This is a genomic window from [Clostridium] scindens ATCC 35704 (genome assembly GCF_004295125.1).
GTDB classification, from domain to species: Bacteria; Bacillota; Clostridia; order Lachnospirales; family Lachnospiraceae; genus Clostridium_AP; species Clostridium_AP scindens.
In genome coordinates this window covers 1,190,001-1,202,547 of the sequence record NZ_CP036170.1, presented here as the reverse complement: position 1 = coordinate 1,202,547, position 12,547 = coordinate 1,190,001, and the positions used below count along the sequence as shown (strand labels likewise).

The following is a 12,547-nucleotide window of genomic DNA, read 5'->3' as shown; positions in this document are numbered from 1 at the left end:
TTTAATTTTATCATTTTTGAAACGCTATTTCTACCAATTCCTGACTTTTGGGCCTTGCACAGTTACCCTTTTCTGGTAGAATTACTATTACCCGGCCACCATCATCCCAGCCAGCACCGTGCTGGCCACAAGCCCTGCAAAGGTCGCAAGCATGGCGCCTCCCAGAGTATATCTGGTCTTCGTGACTTTGGCTGTCATAAAGTAGACGCTCATGGTGTAGAATATAGTCTCCGTGCAGGACATGCTGATGGATGCCACCAGCCCTATGTACGAGTCCGTTCCATACTCCTTGAACGCATCCAGAAGCAGCCCCGTGGCCGCCGAAGAAGAGAACATCTTTACCACTGTAAGCGGCACCAGTTCTCCTGGAAATCCTATGTATTCCGTAAACTGCCCGATAATTCCTGACAGAAAATCAAGGAATCCCGAAGCCCGCAGCACTCCTACTGCCACCATAAGCCCGATCAGCGTCGGCATTATTTTAATTACCGTGAAAAAGCCGCTTTTGGCGCCTTTGATGAAGGTATCATAGACATTTACCTTCATCAGCACTCCATAACTGACAATTCCGAATATTACCAGCGGAACGATAAAATCCGTGACATACATGAATAATTTCATCGGGCATCCTCATTTCCGTGTGAAGTCTATTCCCAATATATGCTGAATAACCTTGAAAATATGTGGAAAAACGTCTACAATCTATATCATGAAGATAAATCTGCAATTCATGTAATATATATAAAATACCTAACGGAGGAACATCCTATGACTGAAGAACAAAAGAACGCAGCATCCGAGACCACTGAAGAAGTTAAGGCATCCGAAGAACCGAAGAAAGCCCCGGATACTTCTGATGAGCCAAAGGCAGCCACGGCGCCTGATGAGCAGCGAAAAGACTTTCACTTTTTTAAAAAGGAAAAATCGGATAAAAAAATTATGGATTCTTACTCATCGGAAGACGATGAGGACGGATTTTCCAGAGATCAATGGATCCTTTCCCACCTCAATGAAAAGGACCTTATCAAATACCTGGAATTAGAGCAGAAAAGAACGGAAATGAGCCAGCAGGCAAAAGAAACCCGCGAAAAACGTATCTTCACTGCATTCCAGCTTACGGTTTCTCTTGCAGCTGTCGTTGCAGTTACTTATTTATTAAAAGATAATCCTTCCATCCTAGTCAGCATCCTGTATACGATTGGAATTATTGCTGCACTTTGGATCTGGAAAAAGCGGTGATTTCATGAACAAAGAAAATTGTGGCGCTATGCTTCTGATTGTTTGGAGGACTCTGAACAAACACTAAAATATTCTGTAAAATTTGAGGATTTCCTTTGATTTTCCAAGCCTATCCTGTCCTTTCTTTATATTTATTGACTTTTATTGACAATTTATATATACTGTTATTAGTTCAATTGTAAAAATTGACGAAAATTCTTCAAAAAGGGATTTTTGAAAGGAGGACGAGAGTATGTGGGGACATATATTCGATCTACAAAATCCGCTGGTTGGAGCGGATAACACCTGGGTGCTGTGGGCTATCTGTGCTACCGGCGCCGCTGCCGCAATATATCTGGAGCAGAGGTATAAATGGGCAGCAAAAATGACCGGTGCCATCGTTGCACTGATTTTCGCAATCATCTTATCGAACTTTGGAATCATTCCAATGGACGCTCCTGTATGGGATGCCGTATGGGGTTACGTTGTACCGCTTTCTATTCCACTATTATTGCTGCAGTGCGATATGAGAAAGATTGGAAAGGAATCAGGGCGTATCCTGATTATATTCCTAATTGGCTCGGTAGGTACCGCTTGCGGCGCGTTGCTCGCTTATACGGCGCTCCACAAATTTATTCCGGAACTTGCCGGACTTGCGGGCGTATTTACCGGAACCTATATCGGAGGTACGGTAAACTTTGCCGCTCTTGGAGCAGCGTTCGATGTATCTGGCGACATGATATCTGCCGCAACGGTTGCAGATAACTTACTGATGGTACTGTACTTCTTCGTATTGATAGCAATGCCATCTATCGGATTCTTCCGCAAGCATTTCAAGCATCCATATGTGGATGAAGTGGAAGCGGCTGCCGGAGTTAATGTAAAGGAAAATGAGACAAATGCCTCCGCGTTCTGGGGCAGAAAAGAAATTTCCCTAAAAGATATCGCATTGGCCGCTGCAACAGGATTTGTTATTGTTGCATTGTCTAACGTAATATCTACAGGACTTGCAGGCGTGATACCGAAATCTAATACATTCCTGCAGATATTGAATACACTGTTCGGAAATATGTACTTATGGATTACGACAATTGCCATGCTTTGTGCAACATTTGCACCTAAGTTCTTTGGCGAAATCAAGGGTACGCAGGAACTAGGTACATTCTTAATCTACCTGTTCTTCTTCGTAATCGGTGTTCCGGCATCCGTACCTATGATTATCAAGAATTCGCCGTTACTGCTCTTATTTGCGGCTATCATCGTAATTGTAAATATGCTTTTCAGCCTGATCGCCGGAAAGTTATTGAAGTTCAATCTGGAAGATATTATCCTTGCCTCCAATGCCAACATCGGCGGACCAACAACGGCCGTTGCTATGGCTGTATCTAAGGGCTGGACCAAGCTGATAGGACCTATCGTACTGATTGGTACTCTGGGATATGTTCTTGGAACATACTTTGGATTGATCGTAGGCAGCATCTTAGGATTATAAAACTAAATAACATCCTGAATTTAGGAAAATGATCAGGGCCGGACAACTGTCCGTCTCTGATTTATTTATATTTCTTCAAACAAAAGAAAGGAAGTATTTTTATGAACTTTGATGCACATTCTGATATTTGGACCGATGTAACGCAGCATCATCTAAAGGGAGAGCGTGATATCTTCCGTAAATATCATTATGAACGGCTGAAAAAAGGGCAGATCGAAGGAGGCATCTTCGTCATATGGAATGATCCTCCCTATGACAAGGACCCGCTGAAGCGTACCCGCCAGATGATGGAGGCCATTGCCTGCGAAGAACCTGATTGTGCTGATATCCTTAAGGTATCGCACTCATATTCCGATATGATGACTGCAAGAAGTGAAGGAAAGATGTATGCATTTATCGGACTGGAAGGTTTAAAGAGTATTGGGGAAGACTTAGACCTTATCGACGAGTTCTACCAATTTGGCGCAAGGCATGCAGGGCTTACCTGGAATGAGGAAAATCCTCTGGCTACCGGAGCCCTTGGCACCCCGGAGCGCGGGTTAACAGACGTGGGCCGCAGGGCTGTGAGAAAGATTCAGGATCTGGGAATGATACTGGATGTGTCCCATCTAAATGATGCATCCTTCTGGGATCTCCTTGACACTGCCACAGGCCCTGTTGTAGCAACCCACTCTAACTGCCGGGCACTGTGCAACCGCCCGCGGAATCTGATGGATGACCAGTTAAAAGAACTGGCACGCACAGGCGGCATAGTCGGGCTCAATTCATTTAATGAATTCGTTCATATGGAGGAAGATAAGCAGACTCTGGAAAACCTGGTAAAACATCTTGTCCATATGGTGGAAGTAATGGGCATTGATCATGTCGGTTTCGGATTTGACTTTTCTGAATTCCTGGAGGGAGATACCTTGGGCTCTTTCAGCAGCCAGTCTACTCCTTTTACCATCGGACTTGAGGATGCCTCTTATGTACCAAATGTCATTGAGGAAATGAAGCGCGTCGGATTCCACGAAGATGAGATTGAAAAGATCGCCTATAAGAACTGGCACAGAATCATCAAAGAAGTAGTCAAATAGTATACATAAAGGATGGCGGAAGTTAGGAACCAACTGCTTCCGCCTCTTTCTTATGTCTTTGTGCTAAATATCCATCCCGGCTCATACGATATATTAAAAAGCCAGACGAGGATTTTATATGCTGAATTATCTGTGGGCCGGCATGATACTGATTGGCATTATTTTTGCCGCCTTTACCGGACGCATGCCGGATATTACCAATGCTGCCATTGACTCTTCCAAAGAGGCCATTACCTTGTGCATCACTATGATGGGCGTCATGTCCTTCTGGGTGGGTCTTATGGAGATTGCCACGAAAGCCGGAATCATTAAGGGCGCTTCCAAAAAAATCCGTCCGATCATACGCTTCTTATTCCCAAGACTCCCCACCGGGCACCCAGCCGAGGAACACATCACCACCAATATTATAGCCAATGTCCTGGGCCTGGGCTGGGCCGCAACGCCAGCCGGACTGCGTGCCATGGACGAACTCGGTAAATTGGAGGAAGACAGGCGTAGCCACCGGCTTCCAGGTACGGTGCGCCCAAAGGGAATTGCCAGTAATGAGATGTGCACCTTCCTGATTATCAACATTTCCTCCCTACAATTAATCCCGGTAAATGTCATTGCCTACCGGAGCCAGTATGGAAGCGTCAATCCTGCTGCCATCGTCGGCGCCGGAATCATATCCACAGCCATAAGTACGGCTGTTGCCGTCATTTACTGTAAGATCATGGACCGTTCGTAGCAGGCTGAGTAGAAAAAGATAGAGCAGGATCCTATCTGATGGCCCTGCTCCGTCTGTCTTCTTTATAGATGCACATAATAATAGTGGATTCCAAAGATGCCTTTGATAACAGATTTTCTTCGATAGGTTATTCAAGTTCTTTGGGATTTATCTTTTTTTGTCTTAATTTCAAGTAGACGATTTCCCGGAACAGCGCATATACTACAGAGATAATCGGTATAAAAATCAGCATTCCAACGATCCCCATCAGGCTTCCTCCGATACTGACTGCCGCCAGTACCCAGATGGATGGAAGCCCTACTGAATTACCTACTACGTGAGGATAGATCAGATTCCCCTCTATCTGCTGGAGTATCAGGAACAAAATTACAAATATAAGCGCCTTAAATGGATCTACCATAAATATCAGGAATGCTCCCACAGCACAGCCGATAAATGCACCAAATATTGGAATCAAGGCCGTAAACGCGATGACAATCCCTACCAGCAAAGCATAAGGCAGTTTAAAAAGCGTCATGGTTACGACGAACATGCTCCCTAAGATAATGGCCTCCAGGCACTGGCCAGTCAGGAAACTTGAGAATGTATTGTAGGTCAGCGACAATACTTCCATAGCAGCCTCAGCCCGGCCTTTTCTTACAAAGGCAAATAGGACCTTTTTAGCCTGAATGCCTAGTTTTTCCTTCTGGAGCAGGATATAGACCGCAAATACAAATGCGATAAAGAAGGTAGTAATTCCGCTCACAATGCTCTTTGCAGCAGTAATCGTAGAATCAAGCACGCTTCCTGCCCCATTCTTGAAGAAATCTATGCCTGCGCCCATGATCTTATTCCAATCGAATTTCAGGCTGTTGACCCAGGTCATAATCTCCTTATTGTCATGGAATAATTTTTCCGCCCATTCCTGTACCTTTGGAATGAACGCCTGAATGCTGCTTCCCAGATTAGAGAATGTATCTCCTAATTGCGGTATCAGAACAAACATTACAAGCGCCACAATGCCAAACACTCCGAATATTACGATCAGCATACTGACCGGACGGGCAATCTTCTTCTGTATCTTATGCCTTTCTACCCTCTCCGGCGCGAATAGATGCCTCTGGATGAAATTCATCGGCACATTCAAAATGAATGCGATCGCTCCGCCAAGCACGAATGGAAATATGACATGAAAGATAAACGCAAGAACCGATACCACCACATCATACTTCCACAGGCAGGCCACAACCAATGCGGCAAAAACGATCAGTCCTTTTATTCTTTTTACCGTCTCTCTACTTAATTCCATAAAATCTCCTGTTCCTATCTAGAATTTCTAATCCATTTCAACAACTGTACCACAGGCAGATTCAATAATGCTAGTCCGTATACAGTCAGCAGCTGCCCCATATTAAGGCTTGCTACTTTGAATATACCCTGCAGCCCCGGAATCACCAATACGCCTGTAATCAACACAAGCCCAATTAAAAATGCTCCGATCAGGTAGATATTATTAAAAAATCTTTTTGTAAATAGTACCGGGCGGCTGGATTTGCAGTTAAATCCATGGACAAGCCGGCTGGTGCACAAAGTGCCAAATGCCATCGTGCTTGCCAGAATGGCATCACCGCTTCTGTATCCGATCAGAAATGCTGCCATCGTCATAATGCCTATGCTAAGCCCCTCGGTGCCTATGCTGAGAAGATACTGCTTCGTCAATATAGATTCGTTCATGGGGCGCGGCTTCTGCTTCATGACTTCCTTGGAATGCGGCTCCAGTCCCAATGCAATGGCTGGAAGACTATCGGTCAGAAGGTTGATAAAAAGCAGATGCACTGGCGCAAATGGTACCGGAAGTCCGGCAATTGATGCATACAGCACGGCCAATATCGCGCCAAAGTTTCCGGACAACAGAAATTGAATGGAATTCTTGATATTCTGATATATATTTCGCCCATTCTCAACTGCCTTAATAATTGTTGCAAAGTTATCATCCGTCAGAACCATTGCCGCCGCATCTTTGGATACTTCGCTTCCTGTAATTCCCATGGCAACGCCTATGTTGGCCTGCTTCAGAGCTGGCGCATCATTTACCCCGTCCCCAGTCATGGCTACGATATTCCCTTTCTCCTGCCAAGCCCGCACAATCCTGATCTTATGCTCCGGGGATACCCTGGCATATACTGATATCTTCTCTACGAAATCTTTCAGTTCTTCATCTGACATTTCTTCTATCACAGCGCCTTCGCAAGCCTCTGATTCATCCTTCAGTATACCGATCCTTTTTGCAATTGCCGCTGCGGTAATCTTATGATCACCGGTGATCATTATAGGCCTGATTCCTGCCTTTATACATTCTTCCACCGCCGCTTTGGATTCTTCCCTCGGCGGATCCATCATTGCGATCAATCCCAGGAATGTAAGACCCTCTTCATCTTCTATAGATAATTCTTTCTCTCCATCCAGTTCTTTATATGCGAATGCCAGCACTCTCAACCCGTCTCTGGAAAACTCCAGATTCTGTATCTCGATCTGCATTTGGTCCTCGTCCGTTATCTCTCTAACAGTATCGCCAATCCTGATGTGGCTCATACGCCTCAGAAGTACATCTACCGCCCCCTTGGCTACCATCACATATCGATCTCCGAAGACATGTGCTGTAGACATCAATTTCCTGTCACTGTCAAATGGGACTTCCGACATACGAGGATACCTTTCCCTGGTCATAGCCGCTTCCATGCCAAGATTGCTTCCAAGATTGATCAGTGCCGTTTCCGTCGGATCTCCTATTTCCTGTCCATCTGTATTGGTGGAATCGTTACAGAGCATGCTGCAATTAAGAAGCATCTTCTGGTTTCTGTCATCAAGATTAATATCAGCCACGGAGATTCTCTTTCCATCCACATAGTAGTCTTCCACTGTCATTTTATTCTGCGTCAGAGTTCCTGTTTTATCCGAGCAGATGATGGATACGCTCCCCAGGCCCTCAACCGCCTGAAGTTTTCTTATAATTGCATGTTCCTTGGCCATTTTCTGGGTGCCGAATGACAGTACGATCGTTACGATAGAACTAAGCGCCTCCGGAATCGCTGCTACGGCCAGGGCTACCGCAAATAGGAATGCATCCACAGCAGAACCGCCCCTTATCACATTAATGGCAAATAAAATTGCGCAGAATACAAGTATAATGATAGACAGTTTCTTTCCAAAGTCATCCAGATTTATCTGGAGGGGTGTTCGTTTTTCCGATGTCGTCTTCAATAACTTGGCAATCTTCCCTACTTCTGTCTCCATTCCAATAGCCGTAACTTCGAACGTTCCTCTTCCATATGTGGAAAAACTTCCAGAGAACACTTTGTTCGTCTGGTCTCCCAATGCAGCGCCTTCCGACGCTTCTTCCAACGACTTCTCCACGGACAGACTCTCTCCTGTCAGCGCGCTCTCATCGACTTTGAGGCTTGCACACTCCAAAAGTTTTCCGTCTGCAGGGATACAGTCACCTGCCTCAATTACTACTTCATCTCCAACAGTTACTTCTCTGGATGGTATCTGTATCACCACGCCATCTCTGATTACCTTTGCCTCGGGTGCTGACAGTTGTTTTAAACTGTTTAGCGACTGCTCTGCCTTTACCGTCTGTACGGTCCCTAGAATCGCATTGATAGTAATGACGATAAATATAACGGCCGCGCTCTCTGCATCTCCAAGAAAACCTGATACGATCGCTGCAATGATCAGAATAATGACAAGAAAGTCTTTGAATTGCTCCAGGAATATCTGGATCATGCTTTTTTTCTTGCCTTCTACCAGTTCATTAAACCCATAAATCTCTTGGTTTTTTCTTGCTTGTAAACTTGTTAGCATTGCTTGCCCTCTCTTTCCTCCTGCAATGGGGTAAAAAAATAGACCCCTATTGCACAGAACCACTATGCAATAAAAGTCTCACCATTTCATTACGATACGGATGATTGCTCATCGTACTGACGACATCGCAAACGCCGGACTATTAGACCTAAGCGCCAGTTACTCCCTTTTATTATTACCTAATATACAAGAAAATATGCATTCTGTCAACACATTTACGTATTAAAGTAAAAAGAGACAGTACCTATTACGGTATCTGTCTCCCTCTCATTCCATGAGCGTGCGGGGATTCGAACCCCGGACAACTTGATTAAAAGTCAAGTGCTCTACCACCTGAGCTACACGCCCATATCAAATATTTGGTAAATAAAATGCCCAGAGCCGGAATCGAACCAGCGACACGAGGATTTTCAGTCCTCTGCTCTACCGACTGAGCTATCTGGGCTAATACATAAAGTATTCAATTATGCACATTCGTGCGAGTTGCGGGGGCAGGATTTGAACCTACGACCTTCGGGTTATGAGCCCGACGAGCTTCCAGACTGCTCCACCCCGCGATATAATATTTGAAGACTAAGCCGATGATCGGACTCGAACCGATAACCTGCTGATTACAAATCAGCTGCTCTGCCAATTGAGCCACATCGGCACAAGCCTTTGGCTAAAAAGATGTATATTCTACATCTTAGTGGATGGAGAAGGATTCGAACCTTCGAAGGCGTCGCCAACAGATTTACAGTCTGCCCCCTTTGGCCACTCGGGAATCCATCCATTTTGTTTAAGTGGGACCAATAGGGCTCGAACCTATGACCCTCTGCTTGTAAGGCAGATGCTCTCCCAGCTGAGCTATGATCCCATTTAAACGACCCAGAAGAGACTCGAACTCTCGACCTCCGCCGTGACAGGGCGGCGCTCTAACCAACTGAGCCACTGGGCCTTACTAAAAGGCACATGTACCTTCAAAACCGCATACGGGAAATACTTCCATCCGAAACTCCAACTCCGAGTCTTTTTCTGCCTTCCAGCCTCTCTGGTCATGCCCTCGACCGATTAGTAATAGTCAGCTCCATGCATTGCTGCACTTCCACCTCTATCCTATCTACCTCGTCGTCTTCAAGGGGTCTTACTGGCTTAACGCCAGGGATATCTCATCTCGAGGGGGGCTTCACGCTTAGATGCCTTCAGCGTTTATCCCGTCCCGGCTTGGCTACTCTGCCATGCGCCTGGAGGCGCAACAGATCCACCAGCGGCCAGTCCATCCCGGTCCTCTCGTACTAAGGACAGCTCCTCTCAAATATCCTACGCCCGCGCCGGATAGGGACCGAACTGTCTCACGACGTTCTGAACCCAGCTCGCGTACCGCTTTAATGGGCGAACAGCCCAACCCTTGGGACCTACTTCAGCCCCAGGATGCGATGAGCCGACATCGAGGTGCCAAACCACTCCGTCGATGTGAACTCTTGGGAGTGATAAGCCTGTTATCCCCAGGGTAGCTTTTATCCGTTGAGCGATGGCAATCCCACTTTATACCACCGGATCACTAAGTCCTACTTTCGTACCTGCTCCACCCGTCGGTGTCGCAGTCAAGCCCTCTTCTGCCTTTGCGCTCTGCGAATGGTTTCCGACCATTCTGAGAGGACCTTTGAGCGCCTCCGATACCCTTTCGGAGGCGACCGCCCCAGTCAAACTCCCCGCCTGACATTGTCCCCCAGCCGGTTCACGGCTGCTGGTTAGAAACCCAGCACTGCAAGGGTGGTATCCCAACAGCGGCTCCGCGGCGACTGGCGTCCCCGCTTCCTAGCCTCCCACCTATCCTGTACATGCAATACCGGATCCCAGTATCAAGCTGGAGTAAAGCTCCATGGGGTCTTTCCGTCCTGGCGCGGGTAACCAGCATCTTCACTGGTACTTCAATTTCACCGGGTGCATTGTCGAGACAGTGCCCAAATCATTACGCCTTTCGTGCGGGTCGGAACTTACCCGACAAGGAATTTCGCTACCTTAGGACCGTTATAGTTACGGCCGCCGTTTACTGGGGCTTAAGTTCAAGGCTTCGATCGCTCTAACCTCTCCCCTTAACCTTCCAGCACCGGGCAGGCGTCAGCCCATATACCTCGCCTTGCGGCTTCGCATAGACCTGTGTTTTTGCTAAACAGTTGCTTGGGCCAATTCTCTGCGGCCATATCTCTATGGCACTCCTTCTCCCGAAGTTACGGAGTCATTTTGCCGAGTTCCTTGACAATGCTTCTCCCGTCGGCCTTAGGATTCTCTCCTCATCTACCTGTGTCGGTTTGCGGTACGGGCGCGATATGAGCGATAGCGGCTTTTCTTGACGCATGGCTCGCATACTTCCCTACTTGCAGTTCGGTACGCGTCACGGCTTCGGGTTACGCTGCACGGATTTGCCTATGCAGCCCCTGCCCCGCTTGCGCCGGTCTTTCCATTCCCGGCTTATGCTTTCCACGCGTGTCCCCACAGTTCTGTCATATCGCGGTACAGGAATCTCAACCTGTTGTCCATCGGCTACGGCTCCCGCCCTCGCCTTAGGCCCCGACTTACCCAGAGCAGATCAGCTTTACTCTGGAAACCTTGGATATTCGGCCGGAAGGATTCCCACCTTCCTCTCGCTACTCATTCCGGCATTCTCTCTTCGATGCGGTCCACGGCTCCTTCCGGTGCCGCTTCCTCCCGCATCCAATGCTCCTCTACCGATGTACTTGGTACATCCCCGGGCTTCGGCAGTGTGTTTCAGCCCCGGACATTTTCGGCGCGGGACCTCTCGACTAGTGAGCTATTACGCACTCTTTGAATGCATGGCTGCTTCTGAGCCAACATCCTAGTTGTCTTCGAAATCCCACATCCTTTTCCACTTAACACACATTTTGGGGCCTTAGCCGCAGGTCTGGGCTCTTTCCCTTTCGACTGCCCAACTTATCTCGTGCAGTCTGACTCCCATACATCATCTACGCGGCATTCGGAGTTTGATATTCTTCGGTAAGCTTTGACGCCCCCTAGGAAATTCAGTGCTCTACCTCCGCAAGACTCGTATGAGGCTAGCCCTAAAGCTATTTCGAGGAGAACCAGCTATCTCCGGGTTCGATTGGAATTTCTCCCCTATCCACACCTCATCCCCACCCTTTTCAACGGATGTGGGTTCGGTCCTCCATTGCCTTTTACGGCAACTTCAACCTGGACATGGATAGATCACCCGGTTTCGGGTCTACTCCGGCTGACTCCTTCGCCCTATTCAGACTTGGTTTCCCTTCGGCTCCGGGCCTTTAGCCCTTAACCTTGCCAGCCGGCGTAACTCGCCGGACCGTTCTACAAAAAGTACGCGGTTGGGCACGTAAGGCCCTTCCACAGCTTGTAAACATATGGTTTCAGGTTCTCTTTCACTCCCCTCCCGGGGTTCTTTTCACCGTTCCTTCACAGTACTATGCGCTATCGGTCACTAAGGAGTATTTAGCCTTGCGGGGTGGTCCCCGCCTCTTCCCACAAGGTTTCTCGTGTCTCGTGGTACTCTGGATACCGCCGTGTCTGTCAGGCTTTCGCTTACGGGGCTTTCACCCTCTCTGGCCGGCTTTCCCAAAGCCGTTCTGCTAGCCTTCCCGAATCACTTCCGCGGTCCGAACCCCGGGGCGCACGCGCCCCGGTTTGGGCTCCTCCGTGTTCGCTCGCCGCTACTTACGGAATCACTTGTTGTTTTCTCTTCCTCCGGCTACTTAGATGTTTCAGTTCGCCGGGTTCCCCTCCCTGCGTTATGGATTGGCGCAGGGATGCATGAGGGCTCCTCATGCGGGTTTCCCCATTCAGACACCTCCGGATCAAAGGGTATTTGCCCCTCCCCGAAGCTTTTCGCAGCTTATCGCGTCTTTCATCGGCTCTTAGTGCCAAGGCATCCACCATATGCTCTTTCTAGCATGACCAAGCGGACTTAAGCGCACGGGCGGCGCTTCGATCCTACGTCGGCATAGCGTTGCCGGCGTTGGCCAGTTGGCATTTTTTCTATTCGTTGCCTCGAATCTGGTTTGTTCTGAATAATCGCTTCCGCGATTACCTCGGATGTCTTGATCTAGATATTGATCTTGATCTTTTTTCTATTTCCATGTATGCGGTTTTCAAGGTACATATGCGATGCGCGTCGCGCATCGAGTGGAGAATACGAGATTCGAACTCGTGACCTCCTGCTTG

The 12,547-nt window shown here is 47.7% G+C and carries 7 protein-coding genes, 8 tRNA genes and 1 rRNA gene (1 of these 16 running past the window's edge); 4 read left to right on the top strand and 12 right to left on the bottom strand.

All coding sequences use genetic code 11. The annotated features are described in order from the left end of the window. Positions 1-87: 87 nt before the first annotated feature. A complete protein-coding gene (locus HDCHBGLK_RS06225; protein WP_004605547.1) occupies positions 88-621 on the bottom strand; it encodes a spore maturation protein in 534 nt (177 codons plus the stop codon). A 147-nt stretch (positions 622-768) separates the two neighbouring features. Here HDCHBGLK_RS06225 and HDCHBGLK_RS06220 point away from each other — a divergent pair, with 147 nt between their 5' ends. The 4 genes from HDCHBGLK_RS06220 (at position 769) to HDCHBGLK_RS06205 (ending at position 4,513) form a co-directional block, all read left to right on the top strand. After that, complete coding sequence (locus HDCHBGLK_RS06220) at positions 769-1,239, top strand: hypothetical protein (protein WP_039909377.1); 471 nt, start codon at positions 769-771, stop codon at positions 1,237-1,239. 232 nt (positions 1,240-1,471) lie between these two features. Beyond that, entirely contained in the window at positions 1,472-2,710 is a 1,239-nt protein-coding gene (locus HDCHBGLK_RS06215; RefSeq protein ID WP_004605545.1) for a DUF819 family protein, read from the top strand. Between the two features lie 101 nt (positions 2,711-2,811). Next, positions 2,812-3,786 carry a dipeptidase gene (locus tag HDCHBGLK_RS06210; protein WP_004605544.1) on the top strand — a complete coding sequence of 325 codons (975 nt, stop codon included), beginning with the start codon at positions 2,812-2,814 and terminating at the stop codon, positions 3,784-3,786. Positions 3,787-3,904: 118 nt separating this feature from the next. Next, positions 3,905-4,513, top strand: a complete 609-nt coding sequence (locus HDCHBGLK_RS06205; protein WP_004605543.1) for a hypothetical protein — start codon at positions 3,905-3,907, stop codon at positions 4,511-4,513. 127 nt (positions 4,514-4,640) lie between these two features. Here the strand turns inward: HDCHBGLK_RS06205 and HDCHBGLK_RS06200 are convergent, their stop codons facing one another. The 11 genes from HDCHBGLK_RS06200 to HDCHBGLK_RS06145 all read right to left on the bottom strand — a co-directional run. Further along, positions 4,641-5,801, bottom strand: coding sequence for an AI-2E family transporter (locus tag HDCHBGLK_RS06200; protein ID WP_004605542.1), 1,161 nt, complete (start codon positions 5,799-5,801; stop codon positions 4,641-4,643). Positions 5,802-5,815: 14 nt separating this feature from the next. Continuing rightward, positions 5,816-8,356 (bottom strand): cation-translocating P-type ATPase, encoded by a 2,541-nt coding sequence (locus tag HDCHBGLK_RS06195; protein WP_004605541.1) that lies wholly within the window; start codon positions 8,354-8,356, stop codon positions 5,816-5,818. A 275-nt stretch (positions 8,357-8,631) separates the two neighbouring features. Continuing rightward, positions 8,632-8,704: transfer RNA gene (locus HDCHBGLK_RS06190), tRNA-Lys, on the bottom strand. A gap of 24 nt (positions 8,705-8,728) precedes the next feature. Beyond that, positions 8,729-8,801: transfer RNA gene (locus HDCHBGLK_RS06185), tRNA-Phe, on the bottom strand. Positions 8,802-8,839: 38 nt separating this feature from the next. Further along, a tRNA-Met gene (locus tag HDCHBGLK_RS06180) sits at positions 8,840-8,913 on the bottom strand. 19 nt (positions 8,914-8,932) lie between these two features. Further along, positions 8,933-9,005, bottom strand: a tRNA-Thr gene (locus HDCHBGLK_RS06175). A 40-nt stretch (positions 9,006-9,045) separates the two neighbouring features. Beyond that, positions 9,046-9,127, bottom strand: a tRNA-Tyr gene (locus HDCHBGLK_RS06170). A gap of 12 nt (positions 9,128-9,139) precedes the next feature. Further along, positions 9,140-9,212: transfer RNA gene (locus tag HDCHBGLK_RS06165), tRNA-Val, on the bottom strand. Positions 9,213-9,219: 7 nt separating this feature from the next. Further along, a tRNA-Asp gene (locus tag HDCHBGLK_RS06160) sits at positions 9,220-9,293 on the bottom strand. 93 nt (positions 9,294-9,386) lie between these two features. Continuing rightward, positions 9,387-12,282: ribosomal RNA gene (locus tag HDCHBGLK_RS06155) — 23S ribosomal RNA — on the bottom strand. A 227-nt stretch (positions 12,283-12,509) separates the two neighbouring features. Continuing rightward, positions 12,510-12,547: transfer RNA gene (locus tag HDCHBGLK_RS06145), tRNA-Ala, on the bottom strand; it runs 35 nt beyond the window's last position.